Below are 23,285 nucleotides of genomic sequence, written 5' to 3'. Positions count from 1 at the left end.
GCTGGCATTACTCGCCGGTATACCGGACCCGGTAGATCCGCCCCTGCGCATCGTCCGAAACCAGCATCGAACCGTCCGGCTGCACCAGCAGATCAACCGGTCGGCCGCGTACTCGCTCGCCATCCAGCCAGCCGGTGATGAACGGTGCGTACTCGACGCCTTGGCTGTCGTCATCGAGCCTGACACGCGTCACGCGGTAGCCGATACGCTTCGAGCGATTCCAGGATCCATGCTCGGCAATGAACAGCTGCCCGCGCATGGCTGCGGGGAACTGGTTGCCGGTGTAGAACTTCACGCCCAGCGGCGCCACATGCGGCCCCAGCGCCTGCGCCGGCGCCACAAATTCGTCACAGTCCCTGCCCTTTCCGAATTCCGGGTCCGGCACGGTACCGCCGTGACAGTACGGATAGCCGAAGTGTTCACCCGGACCGCTCGCGTGATTGAGTTCGCCCGGCGGCAGATTGTCCCCGAGCCAGTCCCTGCCGTTGTCGGTGAACCAGAGTTCACCCTCGTCGTCCCACGTGAAGCCCACCGAATTGCGGATGCCGCGCGCGTAGACTTCCCACTCCGAGCCGTCCGGATTCATGCGCGTGATCGAGCCGAATTGCAGGCTGCGGCCATCCCGGACGAAGTCGCCCGGTTCGCAGATGTTGCAGGGTGCACCGATCGCCACGTAGAGCTTGCCGTCCGGTCCGAACGCGATGTAGCGCCAGCCATGGTGAGTGGCGTCCGGAAGGTCATCACGCACCGATTCGCGCTGCGGCGCATCGAGATGCTTGGCGATGTCCGGATAGCGCCAGATGTGGTCGATTTCCGCCACGTACAGATCGCCGTCGTGCCAGGCGATGCCAGTGGGTTGGTTCAGCTCCTGCGCGAGCACGCGGCGTCGGTCGGGCGTGCCATCACCATCTTCGTCGCTCAGCGCGTAGATCGATCCGACTTCACGGGTGGAGACGTAGATCGTTCCGTCGTCGCCCCGGGCGAGCGCGCGGGCACCCGGTACATCGTCATAAAAGGTCTCGATACTGAAACCGTCGGGCACCCTCGGCTCGGGCGGTCCGGCGGCGGCCGCCTCGATCGGGGCATTCGACATGATCACGAAGATCGCGCAGACACCGACGTACTTGAAGAACCGCATTGCAAACCCCATCGTCAAGTCCTCAGCGACGATACCATGACGTCACGGTCAATTAATTAATTCTATTGATTTCATTCGAATGTTTGCATTGACCTATTATTCGGGTTTTTCTATCCTTCGGCGTCCTGATGCGACCAGACTGCATCCGGACCGCTGAAACCATCAAGGAGCATCAAGCATGAGCGTACTGGTTGGGCGTACCGCCCCTGATTTCACTGCCGCGGCCGTACTCGGCGACGGCTCGATCACCGAGAGCTTCAAACTGTCCGAACTGCGTGGCCAATATGTCGTGCTGTTCTTCTGGCCGCTGGACTTCACCTTCGTCTGCCCGTCCGAAATCATCGCGCACGAGCATCGCCGCAAGGCCTTCGAAGAACGCGGCGTGCAGCTCGTCGGCGTGTCGATCGATTCGCAGTTCACCCATTTCGCCTGGCGCCAGACGCCGATCAACAAGGGCGGCATCGGCGAAGTCGGATTCCCGATGGTGGCCGATGTGACCCACGAGATCGCTCAGGCCTACGGCATCGAGGCCCCGGGCGCCGGCGTCGCGTTCCGCGCCTCGTTCCTGATCGACAAGGAAGGCATCGTTCAGCACCAGACCGTCAACAACCTGCCGCTGGGCCGCAACGTCGACGATATGCTGCGCGTGGTCGATGCGCTGCAATTCCACGAGGAGCATGGCGAAGTCTGTCCGGCTGGCTGGCAGAAGGGCCAGAGCGGGATGAAGGCGGACACCGCCGGCGTGGCCGAATACCTCGCGCAGCACGGCGAGTCGCTGTAAATCTGCACGGTCGCCTCAACGCCCGCCCTCCGGTTCGCGGAGGGCGGGATCTTACGGTCTGATGGAAATCAAAAATGAGCACAAGCCAACACCATCGCCTCATCATTCTCGGCTCGGGCCCGGCTGGCTACACTGCCGCAGTCTATGCGGCGCGCGCCAACCTGAATCCGGCGCTGATCACTGGCCTGGAGCAGGGCGGGCAGTTGATGACGACGACCGACGTGGACAATTGGCCCGGCGACGTCGAGGGCCTGCTCGGCCCCGACCTGATGGAGCGCATGCGGCTGCACGCGGAGCGCTTCAACACGCAGATGATCTACGACCATATCCATGAAGTGAATGTGAAGGTCCGTCCGTTCACGCTGGTCGGTGACCAGGGCAGCTACACCTGCGATGCGCTGATCATCGCCACCGGCGCCTCGGCGATGTACCTGGGCCTGCCGTCGGAGGAAGCCTACAAGGGCAAGGGCGTCTCGGCCTGCGCGACCTGCGACGGCTTCTTCTACAAGAACCAGGAAGTCGCCGTGATCGGTGGCGGCAACACCGCCGTCGAGGAAGCGCTGTACCTGTCCAACATCGCCAAGAAGGTCACGGTGGTACACCGTCGCGACAAGTTCCGCGGCGAGAAGATCCTGCACGACAAGCTCGCCAAGCGCGTCGAGGAAGGCAAGGCTGCGATCGAGTGGAATCACGAGCTCGATGAAGTGCTCGGCGACGATACCGGCGTCACCGGCATGCGCATCAGGCACGCGCAGACCGGCGTGACCCGGGACGTGCCGCTGGCCGGCGTGTTCGTCGCGATCGGACATCGTCCGAACACCGGCATCTTCGAAGGCCAGCTCGACATGGAGAACGGCTACATCCAGGTCAAGGCCGGTTCCGGTGCCGACTCCACGGCGACCAGCGTCGAAGGCGTGTTCGCGGCCGGCGACGTGATGGATCATGTCTACCGTCAGGCCGTGACCTCGGCCGGCACCGGCTGCCGCGCGGCCCTGGATGCCGAGCGGTACCTCGACAAGCTCGCCGAAGGCTGAGCAGACATTCGTGGTCGACGGCGCTTGATCCTGAAACGACGCAGGGACAAGGCCGGCGCAGAGAGCCGCAGGCGACTGCGCCGGCCTTCGCGTAGGTCGACGTACTCCACGCGCCGGCGAACCGGATTTCAGTCGCCCCGACTTGAGCAGCGCATCGCGCAGCAGGAATTCGATCTGCCTGCCGACGCTGCGCATCTCGTCGTCCGCCCATCGCCGCAAGGCGTCATAGACGTGTTCGCGGATACGCAAATTGCGGACGCGCGTGGAAATGCCGACCTTCGAGTACAGGGGCTTGGCCCAACGCAGCCCGGGTGCCTTCACCGTTCCCACGTAGTCGCCGAACAATTGCAGCACCTTGGCCGGATTCGGCGCCACCATGAACAACGACCACAGCGTTGAACAGTCCGGCGATCACGACGCCTGTAGTCATCGATTGCACGGCGCAGTCGGCAAACAGCGCCAGGAACGCCAGTCGCAGGGGACGGCACGTTGGCTCAGCGACGGTCCCTGGCACTGGCGGCATGCGCCTGCAGGCCTTCCGCGTCCGCGAGCCGGCTGGCGATTGGCGCCAGCGCCCGCGCGCCCTCGGGGCTGCAACGAATCAGGCTGCTGCGTTTCTGGAATTCATAGACGCCCAGCGGATTGGCATAACGCGCCGCACGCGAGGTGGGCAACACATGATTGGGCCCGGCGCAATAGTCGCCGAAGGCCTCGGGCGTGTGCCGCCCCAGGAAGACCGCGCCCGCATGGCGCACCTCGTCGAGCAAGGCATCCGGATCGGCCACGGACAGCTCCAGATGCTCCGGCGCAATGTGGTTCGAAACCCCTACGGCTTCGCTCAGATCACGCACTAGGATCAGGGCGCCGCGCGCGCGCAGTGAGGCACGCACGATCCCGGCACGTGGCAGTTCTGCGAGCCGCTCGTCCATCGCCGCCTGCACCGCGTCGAGATAGGCCGCGTCCGGCGAGATCAGAATGGACTGGGCTTCCTCGTCATGCTCGGCCTGGGAGAACAGGTCCATCGCGGTCCAGCGCGGGTCGGTCTGACCATCGCAGATCACCACGATTTCGGACGGGCCGGCGATCGAGTCGATCCCGACCATACCGAACACCTGACGCTTGGCCTCGGCGACATAGGCATTGCCGGGGCCTACGATCTTGTCGACCTGGGCAATCGTCTGGGTACCGCAGGCCATCGCCGCCACGGCCTGGGCGCCGCCGATCGTGAACACACGGTCGACACCGCTCAAGTGGATCGCCGCCAGCACGGTCTCGTTGACGATGCCGTCGGGCGTCGGCACGCACATCACCAGCTCACGCACGCCGGCCACCTTGGCAGGCACGGCGTTCATCAGCACGGACGACGGATACGCCGCCTTGCCGCCCGGCGCATACAGCCCCACGCGGTCCATCGCGGTGACGCGCTGACCGAGTTCGTTGCCGTGCGCATCGATGAAGCTGAAACCCTGCAGGCCCTGCCGTTCAGCATAGTCACGGATGCGCCGATGCGCTGTCGACAGAGCCTCGCGCAGCGCCGTCGGCAGCCCATCCCAGGCCGCCTTCAATCGCTCGCGCGGAATCTCTAGGGCCTCCAGGCTGGTGGCATCCAAGCGGTCGAAGCGTCTCGTGTATTCGAGCACTGCGGCATCGCCGCGTACACGCACATCCGCGATGATGTCGGCGACCACGCTCTGCACCTGGGAGTCGCGCTCGGGCAAACGGTCGAGCAGCGCATCGAGACGCGCCCCGAAATCCGCGTTCGTGCTGTCGAGGCGATTGATCTCAGGCATGGGCAGTCTCCGTGGCCTCGCGGAAACGGTCGAGCCAGTAACGCAGTGCGGCGTGCTTGGTCTTCATCGCGGCCTTGTTGACGACCAGACGCGAGGACACGTCCGCGATGTGCTCCAGCACGACCAGGCCGTTGGCCTTGAGCGTCTTGCCGGTGGCGACGAGATCGACGATTACGTCCGCCAGTTCCACCAGCGGCGCCAGTTCCATCGAGCCATACAGCTTGATGATCTCGACCTGTTTGCCCTGCTGCGCGAAGTAGCGCCGCGTGATTTCGGGATATTTGGTCGCCACGCGCAGACGACGGTGGCGCAGAGGTTTGGTTCCGGGCAAGCCGGCCACCATCAGCCTGCATTGTGCGATGCCGAGATCCAGCGGCTCGTAGAGCGATCCACTGCCGTGCTCCATCAGGATGTCCTTGCCGACGATGCCGAAATCGGCAGCGCCGTATTCCACATAGGTCGGCACATCCGTGGGGCGGATGATCAGATGCTGGACCTCAGGATGGCGTGAAGGCACGCGCAGCAGCCGATCGATATCGCCAGCCGGCTGCAGACCGATCGCCTGAAGTGTCGGCAGGGTTTCCTCGAGTATGCGGCCCTTCGAGAGAGCCAGCGTCAGCATGGTCATGGCCGCCGTGGTTGTTTGGCTTGGGCTTGGGCGCGCGATTGTACCGAGCCCCGGCAATCGCCGCCGAGAAACCCCGCGGCGGCTACCGGGGCGGTACCACCAGATGAATCATCACACCGAATCGGTGAACGCGGGCAACGCATCGGGCGGCCCTGGGCGGCAAGCACCGAGCAGACCCAGGCCGACGATGACGGCTGCGACTTCTGGGAATTGCGGCAATGCACTTCTCCAGGCCGGGGGCGCTGAGTCAACCTGAGCCATCTCAACGAATCACGCAACACGAAACGGCGGTCCCGGCCCGCCGATCGCTCAATCGGCGCCGTTCAGTCTGCATCGCACGCCGGTCGCCAGGCGATTTCTGAAGCCCGAAGCCGCCTTCAGGACTGACGTCGAATCTTGGCGCCGAGTCCGCGCAACTTGTCCTCGATGTGCTCGTAGCCACGATCGATGTGGTAGATGCGGTCGATCAGGGTCTCGCCTTCGGCGACCAGGGCGGCCAGCACCAGTGAGGCCGATGCGCGCAGATCGGTCGCCATCACCGGCGCGCCCTTGAGCCGCTCGCGACCACTGACGACGGCGGTGTGTCCCTCGATACGAATATCGGCGCCGAGGCGCTGCAGTTCCAGCGCGTGCATGAACCGGTTCTCGAAAATGGTCTCGGTGATGATTCCGGCGCCTTCGGCAAGCGCGTCGAGTGCCATGAACTGCGCCTGCATGTCGGTCGGGAAACCGGGATGCGGCGCGGTGTGAACGTCCACGCTGCGCGGCCGCGCGCCACGCATGTCCAGTTCGATGGTGCTGTCGCCGGCCAGGATCACGGCACCCGCACCACGCAGTTTCTGAAGCACGGCATCGAGCTGGTCCGGGTCGGTGTCGTGCACCGTGATGCGGCCACGTGTCATCGCCGCGGCCACCAGGAAGGTGCCGGTTTCGATGCGGTCCGGCAGCACGTGATGGCGGGCCTCGTGCAGCCGCTCCACGCCTTCCACCACGACCGTCGAGGTTCCGGCGCCCCGGATCCGCGCGCCCATGGCCGTCAGGCAGACCGCCAGATCGACGACTTCCGGCTCTCGCGCGGCGTTTTCGAGCACCGTGGTGCCTTCGGCCAGACAGGCCGCCATCATCAGATTCTCGGTGCCGGTCACCGACACCTGCTCCATCACCACGGTGGTCCCGCGCAGGCGTGACGCACGGGCCTTGATGAAACCGTCTTCGAGCAGGATTTCCGCGCCCATCGCCTTGAGCCCCTCAAGGTGGACATTGACCGGGCGCGCGCCGATCGCGCAGCCACCGGGCAAGGACACCTGCGCCTCGCCGTGGCGCGCCACCAGCGGCCCCAGCACGAGGATGGAGGCGCGCATGGTCTTCACCAGTTCGTACGGCGCGATATGCGTGTGCACGCCGCGGGCATCGACGGTGACGCTGTTGGCTTCCCCGAGCGAGACCTTCACGCCCATCTGCGCGAGCAGACGCTTGGTGGTGGTGACATCGTGCAGCTCGGGCACATTGCTGACGTGCAAGGGCTCGTCGGACAGCAGGCAGGCGCACAGGATCGGCAAGGAGGCGTTCTTGGCACCGGATGCGCGGACATCGCCCCGGAGCGGGCCATTGCCTTCGACGATCAGTTTGTCCATGGGGCGTGTCGGCTCAGCTGGCGCGCGTACGCAGCTGCAAGGCGTGAATCTCATTGCCCATGCGAGCGCCGAGCGTGGCGTAAACCTCGCGATGCTGAGCGATCATGTTCTTGCCTTGGAACCCGGCCCACACGACTTCCGCCTGGAAATGCGCGCCGTCATCGCCGATCACGCTGACGGTGGCGTCCGGCAGGCCGGTCTCGATCAGATGCTTGATTTCGTCTGCGGTCATTTGACTCGTACCCTGCTTGATTGGTTGAGTGGAGCTTAACGCCCGTTGGACCCGCGCGGCTCAGCGACGCAGCTTGTAGCCGGTGATCAGCATCCACAGCGCGACGCTGGCCACGATCGTGAATCCGGCCGCGGTCCAGCACAGGCTCTGCCAGGCCGGCACGTCGGCATCGCCGAAGAAGCCATAGCGGAATCCGTCGATCATGTAGAAGAACGGATTGAAGCGCGAGGCGGTGTAGGCCAGCGGCGGCAGGGCGTGCACCGAATAGAACACACCCGACAGGAACGACAACGGGGTGATGATGAAATTGGTGAACGAGGCGATGTGATCGAACTTGGTCGAGACGATACCGGCAATGATGCCGAGGCTCGCCAGCGTACCGGCCGTCAGCAGGAACATCGCCACCAGCACCAGCGGCGAATGAAACGTCAGACCCACGAACGGAAGCGTCACGATCAACATCGCGGCGGCCACCAGGAAGGCGCGCAGCACCGACGCCACCACATAGGCGGCGAACCATTCGAAAGCGCCCAGCGGCGCCATCATCAGGAACACCAGGCTGCCCATGATCTTGGATTGCGTGAGACTGGACGCGCTATTGGCAAAGGCGTTCTGGATGACCGTCATCATCACCAGCCCGGGCACCAGGAATTCGGTGTACTCCACGCCTGGATAAACCGGCGCGCGACCTTTCATCGCCTGCGCGAACACCAGCAGATACAGCAGCGCGGTCACCACCGGTGCGGTCACGGTCTGGCCGAGTACCGACCAGAATCGCTGGACCTCTTTCTTGAGCAGTGTCCGGAAACCGATATGGTCGTTCATGAGTGGGTCCCCGGGTAGGTCAGCTCCAGAAAGACGTCTTCGAGATCGGGGTCGCGCGTCTGCACATCGCCGATTTCGAGTCCGGCGCTGCTGAGTGCTTGAAACACACCGCCAATCGGATGCGCCTCCCGTTCCAGCTTGAGTTCCAGCACGCCGTCCTTTTCCGAGGTCACCAACGGACGCAGCGGTTCCGGCAACACCCCGCCACCGGCAAGTTGCAAACGCAGAAAGCGATAGGGATGGCGCCCCAGCAACTGCTTGGTGGTCTCGACCACACGCACCAGCCCCTTGTCGACGATCGCGATGCGCTCGCACAGGTCCTGAGCTTCTTCCAGATAGTGCGTAGTCAGTACCACCGTCGTGCCCTGGGCATGCAGGTCGCGCACGAAGCTCCACAGCGTGCGCCGCAGCTCGACATCCACGCCGGCGGTCGGCTCGTCGAGGATCACCAACGGAGGTTTGTGCACCAGCGCCTGCGCGATCAGCACGCGCCGCTTCATACCGCCGGACAGGGAGCGCAACGACTGGTCGCGCTTGCCGGCCAGATCGAGTCGTTCCAGCAACTCATCGATCCACGGCCACACTTCCTTGCCGCAACCGTAGTAGCCAGCCTGGATACGCAGCATGTCGAGCACCTTGAAGAAGGGGTCGAACACCAGTTCCTGCGGCACCACGCCGAGATTGCGCCGAGCCGCCCGCCAATCGCGCACGGTATCGTGGCCGAGCACCGCGACGCTGCCGGTGTCGGCGCGCACCAGTCCGGCAACGACGCTGATCAGCGTGGACTTGCCGGCGCCGTTCGGGCCGAGCAGTCCGAAAAACTCGCCGCGTTCGACGCGCAGATCCACGCCCCTGAGCGCGTGCACCGAACCATAGTGTTTCTGCAGCCCCGATATTTCGAGCGCCGCTACTTGGGATGAGCTCATAAGGCGGCGGATTCTAGCGCCGCTTCGACGGCTCTGCGCGCGCAGCAATGTTTCGGCAATCCGCTGCAGGGTCGTCTGTTCACCGAGCCGACGATTGCGCGCTGGTGGCTGCACCACAGCCTGCCGACCCCTGGGCGATGCCCTGCGCCATGCGGGAGCGCCGCTGGACGCCTACGCCAGCATCAAGCGATGAGCGATGAGCGCTTGGGCGATGAGCGTTTGGGTTTGGGCGCCGGCCATCGGCTAAACTCCGCATCCGCCCATTTTCGCGCACCCGAGACGATGGACCATCCCGAGCTGATTCGCCTGGGCCGAAAGGTACTGGAGATCGAACGCGACGCCATCGAGGCGCTGTTCGCGCGTGTCGACGGCAGCTTTGTGCAGGCCTGCGAACTGATGCTGGCCTGCCAGGGGCGCGTGGTCGTTACCGGGATGGGCAAATCCGGACACATCGGCAACAAGATCGCGGCAACACTGGCCTCCACCGGCACACCGGCGTTCTACGTGCATCCCGGTGAAGCCAGCCACGGCGACCTCGGCATGATCACGCGCCAGGACGTGGTACTGGCGATTTCGTATTCCGGCGAAACCTCCGAGATCGTCACCATCCTGCCGCTGATCAAGCGCCTGGGCGTGCCGCTGATCGCGATGACCGGCAAGCCGGCCTCGACACTGGCGCAGCAGGCCAACGTGCACATCGACGTCTCCGTGGCCCTGGAAGCCTGCCCGATGAACCTGGCGCCTACGTCCAGCACCACCGTGACGCTCGCGATGGGCGACGCGCTCGCGATCGCACTGCTCGAAGCCCGCGGCTTCACCGAAGCCGACTTCGCGCTGACCCATCCCGGCGGCTCGCTCGGACGCCGCCTGCTGCTGAAGGTCGGCGAGATCATGAACACCGGTGAACGCATCCCCAGGGTCGGCAGCGAAGTCACGCTGTCCGCCGCGCTGCTGGAGATGTCGCGCAAGGGCCTGGGCATCACCGCCATCGTCGATGACGATGATCATGCCATCGGCGTATTCACCGACGGTGACCTGCGCCGAGTGCTCGACAGCGGCGTCGACATTCATCACACACCGATCGAACAGGTGATGACGCGCGGCGGCCATTCCGTCGGCGCAGACCAGCTTGCCGCCGAAGCGGTCAACCTGATGGAACGGCACAAGATCACGGTGCTGCTGGTGCTGGACGCGGACCAACGGATTCAGGGCGTGCTGCACATGCACGACCTGCTGCGTGCGGGTGTCGTATGAATCGGCTCGATACCGCAGAACTGCAACGCCGCGCGGCCCGCATCCGCTGCCTGTTCCTGGACATCGACGGCGTGCTGACCGACTGCAAGCTGTATCTCGGGCCGGACGGCCTCGAACTCAAGGCCGTGGATGTCAAGGACGGGCTTGGCATCAAGCTGGCGATGAAGGCCGGCATCGAGGTGGCGATCATCTCGGGACGGCCCTCGCCCGCGATGCGGCGCCGCTTCGAATCGCTGGGCGTTCGCCATCTGCGTCTGTCCACCGAAGACAAGCTTCCCGCGTTCGAAGAGATTCGAACCCTACTCGGACTCGAAGCCGACCAATGTGCCGCCATGGGCGATGATCTGCCGGACCTGCCGCTGCTGCGACGCTGCGGTCTCGCGCTGACGGTGGCCGATGCGCACCGTTCCGCTCTGTCGGCCGCCCATTGGGTCAGCACGCGGCGCGGCGGCGACGGCGCCGTGCGCGAAGCCTGCGACCTGCTGATGGACGCGCGCGGCCAATCGGACGCGGCCGGCACCGTGGGTGCCGGTTGATGCCGAAGCGTCCCGCCCCGCTGTTCGCCTTCGCCATTACCGTCGCCTTGCTGGGCCTGACCTGGGTATCGGTGAAGCGACCGGCCGCGCAGAGCACAGCGCTCGACGCCGATCGCCCACGCTACTATCTCGACAATACCGAATGGGTACGCTACGACGCCAACGGCAACCCGGAACAACGCGTACGCACCCAACGCATCGTAATGCTTGCCGACGATTCGGCGCGCCTCACCGAACTCACCGTGGACCAGCTTGGCGGCGAGCAGGGGCCGTGGGTTCTGCGCGCGCCCACAGGCTATTCACCGCCGGATTCGCGGCGCCTGCTGCTGGAGAACACGGTGACGATCGAGGGACATTGGCCGGGCGATCCGCCGCTGAAACTGGAGACACAGCAGATGTGGGTCGACCCGGAGGTGCATCAGATCTACACCGAAACCCCGGTATCCATTGCCGGCGTGGCCCGCTCCGCCAACGCCAACGGCATGCGCGCGGATTGGGACGCCGATCGGGTTCAACTGCAGGGCAACGTCAAGGTGCGCTATGACCCGAGCGAGTAGATTCGGCCTCTTGTTGCTGCTGGCGCTGTCGCTGGGAGGCATCGCTCCGGCTTGTTGGGCACAGCAGGCTGCCGAAACGCCGGTCAGCGCCGCTGCCGCGCCGGGCTATCAGCGGCCAACCGGACCGATCGACATCGAAGCGCAAAGCGCAGACATCCTGCGCGACGGCCGGGCCATCTACCGAGGGGACGTCAAGGTCAGCGCACGGGACTTCAATCTGTCCGGCGACGAACTGGAACTACGCCAGCTCGACAATCGCCAGTTCGTGATCGTGGTCACCGGTGCTCCGGCTCGCTTCGCGCACAACGGCGGCGTCGGCAAGGAGGCGCCGCCGGTGGACGCCAACGCGCAACGCATCGAGTACGACTCGCGCAACGGCGTCCTGCAACTGACCGGCGAGGTGCGCCTGTTGCGCGGCCGCGACCGCCTGACCACGGATATCCTGCGGTACGATCTCAACGAACGTCGAATCCAGGCCAGCGGCGGCACCAGCGGTCAGGTGCGGATCACCCTGGACCCGGCGACGCTCGAACAAGACACCAAGGACAAACAGCCGTGATGCAAGCCGAGCGCTCCCCTGCCGACGCCGCTGCCCGGAGCGGCTCCTTGCTCGAAGCCCATCACCTGCTCAAGCGCTTCAAGAAGCGCACGGTGGTTCGCGATGTATCAATGAGTGTGCGCGCCGGTGAAATCGTCGGCCTGCTCGGCCCCAACGGCGCCGGCAAGACCACCTCGTTCTACATGATGGTGGGCCTGATCGCGGCCGACGGCGGGCGCATCGAGCTCGACGGCGAAGACATCACCCATCTGCCGATGCACACTCGCGCGCGCCGCGGCCTGGGCTATCTGCCGCAGGAAGCCAGCGTGTTCCGCAAGCTGAGCACCGCTGACAACATTCGTGCCGTGCTGGAGGTCCGCAAGGATCTCGACGCGGCGGGACGCAAGGACGAGCTCGAACGCCTGCTGCAGGAATTTCGCATCGAACACATCCGCGACGGACTGGGTCAGTCGCTGTCCGGCGGTGAGCGCCGCCGGGTCGAGATCGCCAGGGCACTGGCGGCGAACCCGCGCTTCATCCTGCTCGACGAACCGTTCGCGGGCGTGGACCCGATCGCCGTCAAGGACATCCACTCGATCATCACGCAATTGCAGCGCCACGGGATCGGCGTGCTGGTCACGGATCACAATGTGCGGGAAATGCTGGGAATCTGCTCGCGGGCCTACATTCTTGCCGAAGGCGAAGTGATCGCCGAAGGCGATCCGGCCACGATCGAGCGTGATGAGCGGGTGCGACGCGTCTATCTGGGAGAAGACTTCAGGCTCTGAAGCCGACCTGAAGACGCGCTCGACGCCGTAGGCGTCCGTTCATGCTCAGTTAATATCCGGGCGACGTTACCACAACCACCCAGGGCTCCCGCAAGCCCGGTCGGGCTGCGTACAATGCGCCTTATGCAAAAAGCATGCGCGGCAAGAAATCACTCGTGAGACAGAACCTTTCGCTCCGAATGGGTCAGACCCTGGCGATGACGCCTGCGCTGCAGCAGGCCATTCGCCTGTTGCAGCTGTCGACGCTCGACCTGCAGACCGAAATCCAGCAGGCGCTGGACTCCAATCTGATGCTCGAACGCATCGAGGAAGAAGGCGCCGCACCGATCGACGAGGTCGCGCTGCGCGACGAGAACGCGGCGGAAAAGCCCACCAGCGACGAAACACCGGTCAGCGGCGAGCTGGACCTGGAGATCTGGTCGGACAGCTACGACGGCGCGCCTCACCGTGATGCCGAGGCCGAAGCCGAACTCTACGAGTACCGCCAGGCCAGCCTGCACGCCAACGGCACCCTGCGCGACCATCTGCTGTGGCAGGCCGGGCTGTGTTCGTTCAATGAACGGGACGCCGAGATCGCCGCCCATCTCGTCGACGCGGTCAACGAAGATGGCTATCTCGATGATTGGGAAGGCGTGTCCACCCGTCTGCTGGAAATGCCCGGCATCGACACGGACGACATCGACCGGGTTCTGGCGCTGGTACAGGACTTCGATCCGCCCGGCGTCGCCGCGCGCGATCTCTCCGAATGCCTGCGCTTGCAACTGCAGCAGCACGATTGCGACGACGTGATCTGCAGCGCCGCGCTCCGGATCGTTGACAAGCACATGGCCGAACTGGCGCGGCAGGACGAAAATCTGCTGTGCCGCGTTACCGGGCTGGATCGGGAACGCCTGCAACAGGCCGTCGCCGTGATCCAGTCACTGCAACCGCATCCCGGCCGTCCCTACGCCGGCACCGAGCCCGAATACATCGTTCCGGACGTCTTTGTGGTCAAGAAGTCCGGCCGCTGGCAGGTGTCGCTGAATCCGGAAATCGCGCCGCGCGTGCGCATCAATCGCCACTACATGGGCCTGATCCGCCGCGCCGACAATTCCAGCGACCAGCAAACGCTCAAGCAGCACCTGCAGGAAGCCCGTTACTTCCTGAATTCATTGAAAAGTCGCAATGAAACGCTGTTGCGCGTCGCAACCCGGATCATCGAGGAACAGCGGGCCTTTCTGGACTATGGCGACGAAGCGATGCGGCCGCTGGTGCTGCGCGACGTGGCCGAGAATCTGGGTATCCACGAGTCCACGGTTTCGCGCGCGACCGCAAACAAATATATGCTGACGCCGAGAGGTTTGTACGAACTCAAGTACTTCTTCTCAAGCCACGTTCGAACCACACAAGGAGGCACCTGCTCTGCGACCGCGATCCAGGCCATGATCAAGCGCCTGGTCGGCCAGGAAACTCCTGACAAACCGCTCTCCGATGCGACACTGTCGACCCTGCTGCTGAAGGATGGCATCCAGGTCGCCCGACGGACCGTCGCGAAGTATCGGGAAGCACTGGGAATCCCGGCCGCCCACGAGCGCCGCCGCATGGCCTAACCGGAACCCCGTTGCCGCGGTAGGCGGCATGTAATGACGCACCCGGCCACGGGGTTTCCCTCTGGGTCACTGCCGACCCATTTCGTTAGGAGTCATTGCATGAACTTGAACATCTCCGGACACCACCTCGATCTGACCGATCCGCTGCGCGACTATGTCCAGCTGAAAATGCAGCGCGTCGAACGACATTTCGACAAGATGCTCGACGCCCACGTCGTGCTGACTGTCGAAAAACAGCGACACAAGGCCGAAGCGACGGTGCACGCATGCGGCGGCAATCTGCACGCCGAAGCGGTGGAAGGCGACATGTACGCGGCGATCGATCAATTGATCGACCGTCTCGACCGTCAGACCCGCAAGTTCAAGGAGCTGTCCCGGGATCATCACGCCAAGGAAGCGCAGAAGCACGTTTTCGAGCAGTAAACTGATGAAGGCCCAGCCGCTTGGGAGCGGCTGGGCCTTTTGCTTTTGCGCAACGACCCAACCGTCCCACATCTGGGAGCCGTCTCAATGAAACTCAAAGAAGTACTGGCTGCGGACCGGATCGCCAGCGGCGTCACGGTGACCAGCAAGAAGCGCGCACTGGAGGAACTGTCCAAGCTGTTGTCGCAGGGAACCCCCGCGCTGGATGAGAGCGATATTCTCTCCGCGCTGAGCGGACGCGAGAAACTGGGCAGCACCGGCCTCGGCCACGGCGTGGCGATTCCGCACGGGCGCATGGCCGGCATCGAGCAGGCGGTCGGGGCCTTCGTCCGGCTCAAGCATCCGGTGGACTACAGCGCGCACGACGGACAGGCGGTCGACCTGATGTTCGGCCTGCTGGTGCCGCAGGCCGCCACCGAGCAGCATCTCAAGATACTTGCGGCGATCGCCGAATCCTTCTCCGACGAGGCGTTCTGCGCCAGCCTGCGCGAAACCGGCGACGCAGGCGCCCTGCTCGAACTGTTCGGGCAATAGCCCCATCGCCTGAGCGAACGCCAATTCAGGCCCGGGCGCATGGACGCCGAAGTACCGATCGAACCGGCCTCGGGGCGTCGCGCCGATCCCGAGCTGCGCAGTCTTGTTGAGACTCTGCCGGATACACATTGGCTGCGCGACCCGAATCCGGCACAGGCAGTCTCCACCCTCGGCTATTTCCATCCGAGTCTGTCGCGCGGACTGGCGATTGTCGGAGACGCCGCGACGGCATGGTGCCAGCGCAGCGATCCCGCCACCCGCACGCGCTGTTTCGGCACGCTGGCGAAGGCGGGCTTGCACAGCCTGCTGCTGACCCCGGGCGCCGTCATCGACACCGCCGATTCCGCGCTCCGGCATTTCAGCCTGGCTTCAAGCTCGCTGCCTGCACATCAGGCCGTTGCACGCTTGCGTCAGGCTCTTGAAGCGCTGCGCGCGCCGCGGGTAACCGTCCACGGCGTGCTCTTGAATGTGTTTGGCCTGGGCGTGCTGTTGACCGGCGAGTCCGGAATCGGCAAGAGCGAACTGGCGCTGGAATTGCTGTCGCGCGGGCACCGTCTGGTCGCCGACGACGCCGTGGAACTGCGGCGCCTGCCAGGTCCAGTGCTCGAAGGCCGCAGCCCGAGCCTGCTCAACGGCATGTTGGAGGTTCGTGGTCTGGGCATACTGGACGCGCGATCGATGTACGGAACGGTGGCCATACGCGACACTGTCGGAATCGATCTGGCGCTGCATCTGAAACGCGCCTCGACCACAGACCCGGAAGCCTATCTGCAGCGCCTTCAAGGCCAGCGCGGAAGCCGGGCCTGGCTCGACATCGACATTCCCCAGATCACGATGCCGGTCACCATCGGGCATAATCTGGCGACACTGGTGGAAGCCGCCTGTCGCGATTTCTGGCTGCGGCTGTACGGCCAGCGCGCCGACCTCGAATTCGCCGAACGGCAACAGGCCGCCATCAACCGCCCCCGGACGCAATAGGATCCGATCGCAGCAATGGAACTGGTCATCGTCAGCGGACTGTCCGGCGCCGGCAAGAGCGTCGCGCTGCGCCAGTACGAGGACATGGGGCACTTCTGCATCGACAATCTGCCCCTGGCGCTGGTGGCGCATCTTTCGCAGCACACCGCGGTAACGCTGCGCGACCGCTACGAGCGCCTGGCGATCGGTATCGACGCACGTGAAAGTCCCGAGGAAATCGCACAGTTTCCGGTCTATCTGGACCAGCTGCGCGGAATCGACATCGAAGCCCAGGTGATCTTTCTGACGGCGTCGGACGAAAGTCTGAGACGACGCTACAACGAAACCCGGCGGCGGCATCCGCTGTCTGGCGCCGATACACCGCTCAACGAAGCGATCCGACTGGAACGCCGCCTGCTCAGCCCGATCGCCAACCTTGCCCATCTCACGCTCGACACCACGGACATGAACGTGCACCAGTTGCGCGAAACGATCCAGTTGCGCAGCCCCGGCGTACCGGGCCGGATGGTCTTGACCTTCGAATCCTTCGGCTTCAAGAACGGCGTGCCCGACGGCCTCGATTTCGTGTTCGACGTGCGCTGCCTGCCGAACCCGCACTGGGAGCCTGGCCTGCGCGCACTGAGCGGCCGTGACCAACCGGTGGCCGACTATCTGGCGGCGCAGGATGAGGTCCAACGCATGCTCGGCGACATTCAGGGCTTCCTCGAATCCTGGCTGCCCTCATTCGACGCACAGGACCGCTCCTACCTCACCGTGGGCATCGGCTGCACCGGGGGGCAGCATCGCTCCGTATTCATTGTGGAGCGCCTCGCGCAGCTCATGCGCGACCGCTTCGATCCGATCATCGTGCGCCATCGCGAGACACACCGGTGATGCAGGCGGCCGCACCGGTCGGCCTGCTGCTGGTCACGCATGGCAAGCTCGGTCACTTCCTGCTGGAAACCCTGGCGGACATGCTCGGCCCACTGCCCTTGCCCTGTGATGTACTCGAAGTACGGCGCATCCAGGATCCGAACATGCTGCAACGTCAGGGCCGGCGCATGATCGACCGGCTCGATCGCGGCAGCGGGGTTCTGTTACTGACCGATGCCTACGGATCCACCCCCAGCAACATCGCCAACCAGTTCAACACCGACGAGCGCACCACCGTCGTCGCGGGCGTCAACCTGCCGATGATGGTGCGCATCTTCAACTATCCGCAGTTGGAACTCGCCGAGATGGCCCGAAATGCCGTCGAAGGCGGACAACGCGGCATTGTGATCTGTTCCCGCCCCTCCTCCTGAACCCGCCCGATCCGTCGTAGCCATGAAAACCGTCGAGCGCACCGTCGAAATCGTCAACCGCCTGGGTCTGCATGCGCGTGCCGCCGCGAAGCTGGTCACCACCGCCTCCGGCTTCGAAGCCGACGTTCGCGTGCGCAAGGACGGCCGCGAAGTCAGTGGCAAGAGCATCATGGGCGTGATGATGCTGGCCGCCGCACGTGGTAGCCGGATCACCCTGGTCGCGGACGGCGAAGACGCCGGCGCCGCCGTCGAGGCACTCGTGGCATTGGTGGCGGACCGATTTGGAGAACGGGCGTGAGCGTCTGGTGCATCAGGGCCCGGCCGCCCCGACCATGAGCCTTTGGTACTCCGGTCTCGGCGTTTCCCGCGGCATCGCCATCGGCCGCGTGCAGAAGCTGTCCGGCGGCGATCTGGATATTCCGGAATATTCACTGGCCGCCAACGAGATCGAACACGAGATCACGCGCTTCTACGGCGCGCAGCGCCGTGCGGCCGAACAGCTGCGCGAGGTCCGCGCGCAAATTCCCGCGAACACGCCACAGGACATCGCGGCGTTCATCGATACCCATCTGCTGATGATCGATGACCGCTCCATCACCGAGTCCACCGTCACCCATATTCGCAATGGCGGCGTCAACGCCGAGGCCGCGCTGCGCCGCACCGGCGACGCGCTGGCAGCGGTGTTCGAACAGATGGACGATCCCTATCTGCGCACGCGACGGGACGATGTCGAGCATGTCGTTGCGCGAATCATGCGCGTACTGCTGAAGAACGACCGCCATGTTTCCGCGCACGCCGACCGCGACGGCGTACCGGCGGTCATCGTCGCCGACGACATCACCCCCGCCGACATCATCCTGCTCGCACAGCAATCCACTGCCGCGTTCGTGACCGAATACGGCGGCCCGTTATCGCACACGGCGATTCTCGCACGCAGTCTGGGCATTCCCGCGGTGGTGGGCGTCAACAACGCCCGGCGCTGGCTGCGGGAAGGCGAGCACATCATCGTCGACGGCCAGGCCGGGCATCTGGTGGCCGCGCCGGACGAACGCGCGCTGAGGTTCTATCGCCGCCGTCAGGAGCGCGACGAGCGCTATCGGCGCATGCTGATCCGGCACAAGGACGATCCCGCGATCTCACGCGACGGCGTCAAAGTGCGGCTGTTGGCGAATATCGAGCTGAGCGAGGACAGCAAGGAAGCCAAGCGTGTCGGGGCCGAAGGCGTCGGTCTGTACCGCACCGAATTTCTGTTCATGAATCGCAAGACGCTGCCCGACGAGAACGAGCAGTTCGAAGCGTACTCCAGCGTCGTCTCCGCCGTGAACGGTCCGATCACGATCCGGACACTCGACCTCGGCGCCGACAAACAGGTCGATTCCGCAAACCGTCCCGGTCCGAAGCCCAGCAATCCCGCCCTGGGTTTGCGTGCGATCCGCCTGTGCCTGAAGGATCTGGATCTGTTTCGCACCCAGATTCGCGCCCTGCTGCGCGCCTCCGCGCTCGGCCAGGTCCAGATCATGCTTCCGATGATCTCCAGTACCGCGGAGTTCAGACAGGCGCGGCGCCTGATCGAGGATGAACGGGTTCAGCTGCACCGTGAAGGCGTGGCGATGGGCGCCCGGGTGCCGGTCGGTGCGATGATCGAGGTTCCGGCCGCAGCCCTCGCCGCTCCGATGCTGGCGCGACACGCGCAGTTCTTCTCGATCGGCACCAACGACCTGATCCAGTACACACTGGCGATCGATCGCGGCGACGATGAGATCAATTACCTGTACGACCCCTTGCATCCCGCCGTGCTGCGATTGATCCGGATGACGATCGAAGCCGGTGACCAGGCCGGCATTCCCGTTGCGATGTGTGGCGAAATGGCTGGCGACCCGCAGTACGCGCGGCTGCTACTGGGGCTCGGTCTGACCGAATTCTCGATGCATCCCTCCAGCGTGCTGGAGGTCAAGCGCATCATTCTGGACGCCGACATCGCGGCACTGCGTCTAGCCGTGGATCACGCGCTGAACACCACGGATATTCATGAGCTGCAGGATCGGCTGCACCAGATCGGAATCGGCTGAGGTACTCGGCGGTGCTCGATCGGCCTACATAAGCACGGCGATCAGAAATCCCAGTGCAATGCCCGCGGCGAATCCGTAGGCCGCGAAGCTGTATCTTCGTTTGAACCGGTATCGGCCCAAGGCTGAGTCGTAGTACCGCATGTTGATGCTCCGGCAGACTTCAAATTGACAAAATTGCGCTTGCGTCGCCGCCACACCCTGGCGACGCAACTGGGCACAAAATCCTTCTTATTGAAGCGGGGCATTCAGCACAGCGGCTGAATCATCACCACGTCAAAGCCCCCGAAGACTTCCCTATCACGATGACCATCGCGTCGAACCCTGGGGCGCATCCACCATCTGGGGGATTGAATCAAGCACCAGGGAGCTCGCCTGTTGGAGCGATTCTAAGCTGGTTCGATGCACAGAAGTAAAGCGGAAATAAATATTTCCACCGGCCGACATTTTCGGAAGAACGAACGGTGCCGAGACCTGGTTGCCCCCCGCAGGGGGGCGCTCAGCTTCCGGTGCGTGCGCTCAATGCGGTCACCTTGTCGCGCTGATCGAGGCGAGCGATATCGATCCAGCGCAGAATCTCGATATTGCCGTTGCGATCCTCCGCCAGCGCGGTACAGGATTCGACCCAATCACCGCAATTGAGGTAGGTCACGCCATCGATGTCGCGGATTTCGGCATGATGGATGTGGCCGCAGACCACCCCATCGAGACCACGGCGCCGACACTCCCGCGCCACCGCCTCCTCGAATTCCGAAATGATGTTGACGGCGTTTTTCACCTTCTGCTTGGCATACGCTGACAGCGACCAGTACGGCATGTTGAGCCATCGCCGCGCGCGGTTGAAATAATGATTGGCCTTCATCATGCCGTTGTAGGCGGCATCACCCACCAGCGCCAGCCACTTGTGATATCGCGTGATCACGTCGAAGGCATCACCATGCGTCACCAGCAACCGACGTCCGTCGGCGGTGATGTGCACGTGCTCGTTGACGACCTGGATATTGCCCATCGCCAGACCGAAACCAACAAAGCGGCGCAGGAACTCGTCATGATTGCCGGTGACGTAGTACACCTTGGTGTCGCGCTTGGCCTTGGTCAGCACCTTGCGCACGACATTGGTGTGCTCCTGCGGCCAGTACCAACCACCGCTGAGCTTCCAGCCGTCGATGATGTCGCCGACCAGATAGAGCGTGTCGCAATGATTGTGCTTGAGGAAATCGACCAGATACTCGGCCTGGCAACCCGGCGTGCCGAGATGCACGTCCGAGATCCAGATCGTTCGGTAGCGTGGTGCAGTATCGGTCGCAGTAGTCATCATGATCCTCGCGGGTTGATTCTCTCGGGCGAGTATCGGGGCCCGCAGTGACAGTCCGATGACCTCAGGCTTCGGGCTACGGGTTTTGTGCGTAGTTCAATGTCGCCGCTGAAGCTCTCCAGTTCGATACGACCGGTCCCAGCACCCCAATCGGAAACCAGGGAACCGGAAAAGCTGTGCATCTCCACGGCGGTGCAGGATCAACACCGCGCGGGCGCCCTTGGGCAGACGCGCCAGCGTCGCCCCACGCGCGGCAAGCTCGTCGGTCTGCGCGGGTCCATCGCACGCTGGGCTGGAGATCATGACCAGGCTCATCAAGCCTGTGACGCGGCACGTTGTCGAATGATTTGAAGCACGACCCGAAACCACACGCAGGCGCGCCGTTCGCGAGCGGCCGGTTCAGCCATTATCCTTCGCGCCGATCCTTTCATGGTGGATACCCGACTCCGGTGCTGACGACGATCACGACATGGTCACTGCAAATGCTGCGGGCCGAGATGCTGATCCCGGCGCCGCGCCCGCCGTCGACAGCAGCAGCGGACCTGGCTTTCGAACGCGTCATCGCACCGACACCGGCGTTTGCCCGCTATCTGTATACCGCCGTGGGCGGTGACTGGCACTGGCATGACCGGCTGTCGTGGACGCATGCGCGCTGGCAGCGATGGCTGGATCGCGAGCAGGTTTCGATCTGGCTGGCCAGGCAAGGCGGCGCACCCAGCGGCTACATCGAGCTGGAGCAACAATCGCAAGGCGATGTCGAAATCGTCTATTTCGGCCTGCTGCCGCAGGCCATCGGCACGGGTCTTGGCGCCTGGCTGCTCTATACCGGCACCGCGCGGGCCTGGGCGCTGCCCGGCACAGGTCGCGTCTGGGTCCATACCTGCTCGCTGGACCATCCGCGCGCACTCGACAACTATCGCCGCCGCGGCTTCGAGGTGTTTCGCACCGAACAGACCGAACGTGTGCTGCCGCCGATAAGCGGGCCCTGGCCGGATGCATACCGACAGGACCGTGACCGCTGATGTCCCAGGCCGACTGGTCGATGTTCGTCACCGTGATGCTGGCGCACGCGCTGGGAGTGATCAGCCCCGGGCCCGATTTCGCCGTCGTGATCCGCCAGTCGCTGGCCTATGGCCGCGCCGCCGGCGTGTGGACCGCCGCCGGCATCGGCAGCGGCATCCTGTTCCATGTGGCTTACGGTCTGTTCGGCCTGGGCTGGGCGGTACAAGCGTTTCCGCCGTTACTGGATGTCGCCGCCGTACTCGGCGCCGCGGTACTGATCTGGATCGGCTTCAAGTCGCTGCGCGCCCGGCCGATGAGCGCACAGACGCTGGCGCCGGACGCAGTCGTCGCCTCACGCAAGAGCTACGGCCTGGGCCTCGCGACCAATCTCCTCAATCCCAAGGCGGCACTGTTCTTCGTCGCCCTGTTCTCCGCCGTCGCCACCGGAACCCAGAATTGGGCCTTGCGGCTGACGATCGGCTTGTGGCTGCCGCTGGCGACCTTCGCCTGGTTCGCGGCGCTGGCACTGATGCTCTCGCACGCGGGCCTGCGACGGCGACTACAGGCCCGAGCCCACCTGATCGACCGGGCGATGGGCGTGGTCCTGTTCGGGCTGGGGGCGGTGGTGCTGTTCGAATGGGCTCGTTCCTTGTAGCCGTCCCAGTCGGCAATCACCAAGCCAAGGACGGCGGCGGTGATGGCTATGACTCGCGAATCCACCAGCTCGGTCAGAACTTCTACTACGGTTTCGACCATGGCCGCGTGCACTTCTTCTGCAGCACGGCCGGCTGCCTGCTGGACGGGGTGATCTCGGCGGCCAGCCTGGCGACCGAATTGCTGGCGATGGAGGCCGGGCTTGCACAGGCCGCGCGCGGAGAAATCGACTTCATCGTCGTCGCCCGGCACTACACCATCTGGACCAGCGAGGATGGCCGCACTCCGCCCAAGCTGGGCCTGGCCTGCTCGAAGAACAGATCTTGCTGCGCTACGGCGTCGACCTGCTGCTGGTCGACCATGATCACATCTACGAGCGCAGCAAGCCGATGGCTTTCGGACGCGCCAGCGACGGTGGCTACGTCCAGGTCACCCAGGACGGCGGTGGACAGTCGCTGTACGAATTGCTGGAAACACCGGCCGACTGGTCTGGGTACAACACCCTGCGCCACGGTATTCACCGAATACTGGGTCGAAGGCGGCGTGATACGGGGTACCCGCTATGCCGTGGACCGCGTCGACAACAGCCTGCCCGGCGACGGCAATCTGGAGGCGATCGGCGGTGATGGCCAACTATTTCGGACCCACGACACATACATGGAGACCACCTCGATGGTGGACCGGGTGCACTGGGCCCGCTATGCAGGTAAGAATCACACGGACCGGCAACGCATCAAGCGCAAGGCCGAGAACTGGGGGCGGCGTTATCGCGCCTTGCCA

25 protein-coding genes and 1 pseudogene are annotated in these 23,285 nt (G+C 64.4%); 18 read left to right on the top strand and 8 right to left on the bottom strand.

Going from position 1 to position 23,285, the window contains the following annotated elements; all coding sequences use genetic code 11:
* Positions 1-7: 7 nt before the first annotated feature.
* A complete protein-coding gene (locus RM530_RS13705) occupies positions 8-1,150 on the bottom strand; it encodes a PQQ-dependent sugar dehydrogenase (protein WP_311365819.1) in 1,143 nt (380 codons plus the stop codon).
* Positions 1,151-1,316: 166 nt separating this feature from the next.
* Here RM530_RS13705 and RM530_RS13700 point away from each other — a divergent pair, with 166 nt between their 5' ends.
* Both RM530_RS13700 and trxB read left to right on the top strand, forming a co-directional pair.
* Positions 1,317-1,919, top strand: coding sequence for a peroxiredoxin (locus tag RM530_RS13700; protein ID WP_311365817.1), 603 nt, complete (start codon positions 1,317-1,319; stop codon positions 1,917-1,919).
* 74 nt (positions 1,920-1,993) lie between these two features.
* Positions 1,994-2,953 carry a thioredoxin-disulfide reductase gene (gene trxB / locus RM530_RS13695; RefSeq protein WP_311365815.1) on the top strand — a complete coding sequence of 320 codons (960 nt, stop codon included), beginning with the start codon at positions 1,994-1,996 and terminating at the stop codon, positions 2,951-2,953.
* A 494-nt stretch (positions 2,954-3,447) separates the two neighbouring features.
* Here trxB and hisD read toward each other — a convergent pair whose 3' ends face one another.
* The 6 genes from hisD to RM530_RS13665 all read right to left on the bottom strand — a co-directional run bounded on the left by hisD (position 3,448) and on the right by RM530_RS13665 (position 8,988).
* Entirely contained in the window at positions 3,448-4,743 is a 1,296-nt protein-coding gene (hisD, locus tag RM530_RS13690; RefSeq protein ID WP_311365814.1) for a histidinol dehydrogenase, read from the bottom strand.
* Positions 4,736-5,371: an ATP phosphoribosyltransferase gene (gene hisG, locus RM530_RS13685; RefSeq protein ID WP_349256246.1), complete on the bottom strand. Its 636-nt coding sequence runs from the start codon at positions 5,369-5,371 to the stop codon at positions 4,736-4,738. Before hisG ends, hisD begins: the two co-directional genes overlap by 8 nt.
* A gap of 377 nt (positions 5,372-5,748) precedes the next feature.
* Positions 5,749-7,005 carry a UDP-N-acetylglucosamine 1-carboxyvinyltransferase gene (murA, locus tag RM530_RS13680; protein ID WP_311365813.1) on the bottom strand — a complete coding sequence of 419 codons (1,257 nt, stop codon included), beginning with the start codon at positions 7,003-7,005 and terminating at the stop codon, positions 5,749-5,751.
* Between the two features lie 13 nt (positions 7,006-7,018).
* Positions 7,019-7,237: a BolA family protein gene (locus RM530_RS13675; protein WP_311365812.1), complete on the bottom strand. Its 219-nt coding sequence runs from the start codon at positions 7,235-7,237 to the stop codon at positions 7,019-7,021.
* A gap of 60 nt (positions 7,238-7,297) precedes the next feature.
* On the bottom strand, positions 7,298-8,062 hold the full coding sequence (locus RM530_RS13670) for an ABC transporter permease (protein WP_311365811.1): 765 nt from the start codon (positions 8,060-8,062) through the stop codon (positions 7,298-7,300).
* Complete coding sequence (locus RM530_RS13665) at positions 8,059-8,988, bottom strand: ABC transporter ATP-binding protein (protein ID WP_311365810.1); 930 nt, start codon at positions 8,986-8,988, stop codon at positions 8,059-8,061. Before RM530_RS13665 ends, RM530_RS13670 begins: the two co-directional genes overlap by 4 nt.
* Positions 8,989-9,270: 282 nt before the next feature.
* Here RM530_RS13665 and RM530_RS13660 point away from each other — a divergent pair, with 282 nt between their 5' ends.
* The 13 genes from RM530_RS13660 (at position 9,271) to ptsP (ending at position 19,537) form a co-directional block, all read left to right on the top strand.
* Positions 9,271-10,242, top strand: a complete 972-nt coding sequence (locus tag RM530_RS13660; protein WP_311365870.1) for a KpsF/GutQ family sugar-phosphate isomerase — start codon at positions 9,271-9,273, stop codon at positions 10,240-10,242.
* On the top strand, positions 10,239-10,778 hold the full coding sequence (locus RM530_RS13655) for a KdsC family phosphatase (protein WP_311365808.1): 540 nt from the start codon (positions 10,239-10,241) through the stop codon (positions 10,776-10,778). Before RM530_RS13660 ends, RM530_RS13655 begins: the two co-directional genes overlap by 4 nt.
* Positions 10,778-11,335 (top strand): LPS export ABC transporter periplasmic protein LptC, encoded by a 558-nt coding sequence (lptC, locus tag RM530_RS13650; protein ID WP_311365807.1) that lies wholly within the window; start codon positions 10,778-10,780, stop codon positions 11,333-11,335. The genes RM530_RS13655 and lptC overlap by 1 nt, the downstream gene beginning before the upstream one ends.
* Positions 11,319-11,894, top strand: a complete 576-nt coding sequence (locus RM530_RS13645) for an LptA/OstA family protein (protein WP_311365806.1) — start codon at positions 11,319-11,321, stop codon at positions 11,892-11,894. Before lptC ends, RM530_RS13645 begins: the two co-directional genes overlap by 17 nt.
* Positions 11,894-12,661, top strand: a complete 768-nt coding sequence (gene lptB / locus RM530_RS13640; protein ID WP_311365869.1) for an LPS export ABC transporter ATP-binding protein — start codon at positions 11,894-11,896, stop codon at positions 12,659-12,661. The genes RM530_RS13645 and lptB overlap by 1 nt, the downstream gene beginning before the upstream one ends.
* A 134-nt stretch (positions 12,662-12,795) precedes the next feature.
* Positions 12,796-14,250 carry an RNA polymerase factor sigma-54 gene (locus RM530_RS13635; protein ID WP_349256245.1) on the top strand — a complete coding sequence of 485 codons (1,455 nt, stop codon included), beginning with the start codon at positions 12,796-12,798 and terminating at the stop codon, positions 14,248-14,250.
* A gap of 99 nt (positions 14,251-14,349) precedes the next feature.
* Complete coding sequence (gene hpf / locus RM530_RS13630) at positions 14,350-14,673, top strand: ribosome hibernation-promoting factor, HPF/YfiA family (RefSeq protein ID WP_311365804.1); 324 nt, start codon at positions 14,350-14,352, stop codon at positions 14,671-14,673.
* An 87-nt stretch (positions 14,674-14,760) separates the two neighbouring features.
* Positions 14,761-15,207, top strand: coding sequence for a PTS sugar transporter subunit IIA (locus RM530_RS13625; RefSeq protein ID WP_311365803.1), 447 nt, complete (start codon positions 14,761-14,763; stop codon positions 15,205-15,207).
* A 39-nt stretch (positions 15,208-15,246) separates the two neighbouring features.
* Complete coding sequence (locus tag RM530_RS13620; RefSeq protein ID WP_311365802.1) at positions 15,247-16,185, top strand: hypothetical protein; 939 nt, start codon at positions 15,247-15,249, stop codon at positions 16,183-16,185.
* Positions 16,186-16,200: 15 nt separating this feature from the next.
* The gene (gene rapZ, locus RM530_RS13615) at positions 16,201-17,058 is read left to right on the top strand and encodes an RNase adapter RapZ (RefSeq protein WP_311365801.1); all 858 of its coding nucleotides are present in this window, start codon (positions 16,201-16,203) and stop codon (positions 17,056-17,058) included.
* The gene (locus RM530_RS13610; RefSeq protein WP_311365868.1) at positions 17,058-17,468 is read left to right on the top strand and encodes a PTS sugar transporter subunit IIA; all 411 of its coding nucleotides are present in this window, start codon (positions 17,058-17,060) and stop codon (positions 17,466-17,468) included. The genes rapZ and RM530_RS13610 overlap by 1 nt, the downstream gene beginning before the upstream one ends.
* A gap of 22 nt (positions 17,469-17,490) precedes the next feature.
* Entirely contained in the window at positions 17,491-17,766 is a 276-nt protein-coding gene (locus tag RM530_RS13605; protein ID WP_311365800.1) for an HPr family phosphocarrier protein, read from the top strand.
* A gap of 34 nt (positions 17,767-17,800) precedes the next feature.
* A complete protein-coding gene (gene ptsP, locus RM530_RS13600) occupies positions 17,801-19,537 on the top strand; it encodes a phosphoenolpyruvate--protein phosphotransferase (RefSeq protein ID WP_311365799.1) in 1,737 nt (578 codons plus the stop codon).
* Between the two features lie 496 nt (positions 19,538-20,033).
* On the opposite strand, the gene RM530_RS13595 is transcribed toward ptsP, so the two are convergent.
* Positions 20,034-20,849: a UDP-2,3-diacylglucosamine diphosphatase gene (locus RM530_RS13595; protein WP_311365798.1), complete on the bottom strand. Its 816-nt coding sequence runs from the start codon at positions 20,847-20,849 to the stop codon at positions 20,034-20,036.
* A gap of 449 nt (positions 20,850-21,298) precedes the next feature.
* Here RM530_RS13595 and RM530_RS13590 point away from each other — a divergent pair, with 449 nt between their 5' ends.
* The 3 genes and pseudogenes from RM530_RS13590 to RM530_RS13580 form a co-directional block, all read left to right on the top strand.
* On the top strand, positions 21,299-21,871 hold the full coding sequence (locus RM530_RS13590) for a GNAT family N-acetyltransferase (protein WP_311365797.1): 573 nt from the start codon (positions 21,299-21,301) through the stop codon (positions 21,869-21,871).
* Positions 21,871-22,506 carry a LysE family translocator gene (locus RM530_RS13585; RefSeq protein WP_311365795.1) on the top strand — a complete coding sequence of 212 codons (636 nt, stop codon included), beginning with the start codon at positions 21,871-21,873 and terminating at the stop codon, positions 22,504-22,506. The genes RM530_RS13590 and RM530_RS13585 overlap by 1 nt, the downstream gene beginning before the upstream one ends.
* A pseudogene (locus RM530_RS13580) lies at positions 22,488-23,285 on the top strand (hypothetical protein); the annotation flags it as partial. The gene RM530_RS13585 and the pseudogene RM530_RS13580, both read left to right, overlap by 19 nt.

This window comes from Banduia mediterranea (genome assembly GCF_031846245.1).
GTDB lineage: Bacteria > Pseudomonadota > Gammaproteobacteria > Nevskiales > Nevskiaceae > Banduia > Banduia mediterranea.
Note: the sequence above shows the minus strand (reverse complement) of the source record. Positions and strands in the feature narration are given on the sequence as shown.

Coding starts and splice junctions, on each gene's coding strand:
- hisD (WP_311365814.1), bottom strand. CDS start 4,743: ATGCCTGAGATCAATCGCCTCGACAGCACGAACGCGGATTTCGGGGCG.
- RM530_RS13595 (WP_311365798.1), bottom strand. CDS start 20,849: ATGACTACTGCGACCGATACTGCACCACGCTACCGAACGATCTGGATC.
- RM530_RS13605 (WP_311365800.1), top strand. CDS start 17,491: ATGAAAACCGTCGAGCGCACCGTCGAAATCGTCAACCGCCTGGGTCTG.
- RM530_RS13610 (WP_311365868.1), top strand. CDS start 17,058: ATGCAGGCGGCCGCACCGGTCGGCCTGCTGCTGGTCACGCATGGCAAG.
- RM530_RS13645 (WP_311365806.1), top strand. CDS start 11,319: ATGACCCGAGCGAGTAGATTCGGCCTCTTGTTGCTGCTGGCGCTGTCG.
- trxB (WP_311365815.1), top strand. CDS start 1,994: ATGAGCACAAGCCAACACCATCGCCTCATCATTCTCGGCTCGGGCCCG.
- RM530_RS13700 (WP_311365817.1), top strand. CDS start 1,317: ATGAGCGTACTGGTTGGGCGTACCGCCCCTGATTTCACTGCCGCGGCC.
- hisG (WP_349256246.1), bottom strand. CDS start 5,371: ATGACCATGCTGACGCTGGCTCTCTCGAAGGGCCGCATACTCGAGGAA.
- RM530_RS13620 (WP_311365802.1), top strand. CDS start 15,247: ATGGACGCCGAAGTACCGATCGAACCGGCCTCGGGGCGTCGCGCCGAT.
- RM530_RS13670 (WP_311365811.1), bottom strand. CDS start 8,062: ATGAACGACCATATCGGTTTCCGGACACTGCTCAAGAAAGAGGTCCAG.
- RM530_RS13665 (WP_311365810.1), bottom strand. CDS start 8,988: ATGAGCTCATCCCAAGTAGCGGCGCTCGAAATATCGGGGCTGCAGAAA.
- hpf (WP_311365804.1), top strand. CDS start 14,350: ATGAACTTGAACATCTCCGGACACCACCTCGATCTGACCGATCCGCTG.
- RM530_RS13635 (WP_349256245.1), top strand. CDS start 12,796: ATGCGCGGCAAGAAATCACTCGTGAGACAGAACCTTTCGCTCCGAATG.
- RM530_RS13585 (WP_311365795.1), top strand. CDS start 21,871: ATGTCCCAGGCCGACTGGTCGATGTTCGTCACCGTGATGCTGGCGCAC.
- RM530_RS13660 (WP_311365870.1), top strand. CDS start 9,271: ATGGACCATCCCGAGCTGATTCGCCTGGGCCGAAAGGTACTGGAGATC.
- murA (WP_311365813.1), bottom strand. CDS start 7,005: ATGGACAAACTGATCGTCGAAGGCAATGGCCCGCTCCGGGGCGATGTC.
- RM530_RS13705 (WP_311365819.1), bottom strand. CDS start 1,150: ATGGGGTTTGCAATGCGGTTCTTCAAGTACGTCGGTGTCTGCGCGATC.
- rapZ (WP_311365801.1), top strand. CDS start 16,201: ATGGAACTGGTCATCGTCAGCGGACTGTCCGGCGCCGGCAAGAGCGTC.
- ptsP (WP_311365799.1), top strand. CDS start 17,801: ATGAGCCTTTGGTACTCCGGTCTCGGCGTTTCCCGCGGCATCGCCATC.
- RM530_RS13675 (WP_311365812.1), bottom strand. CDS start 7,237: ATGACCGCAGACGAAATCAAGCATCTGATCGAGACCGGCCTGCCGGAC.
- RM530_RS13655 (WP_311365808.1), top strand. CDS start 10,239: ATGAATCGGCTCGATACCGCAGAACTGCAACGCCGCGCGGCCCGCATC.
- RM530_RS13625 (WP_311365803.1), top strand. CDS start 14,761: ATGAAACTCAAAGAAGTACTGGCTGCGGACCGGATCGCCAGCGGCGTC.
- lptB (WP_311365869.1), top strand. CDS start 11,894: ATGCAAGCCGAGCGCTCCCCTGCCGACGCCGCTGCCCGGAGCGGCTCC.
- lptC (WP_311365807.1), top strand. CDS start 10,778: ATGCCGAAGCGTCCCGCCCCGCTGTTCGCCTTCGCCATTACCGTCGCC.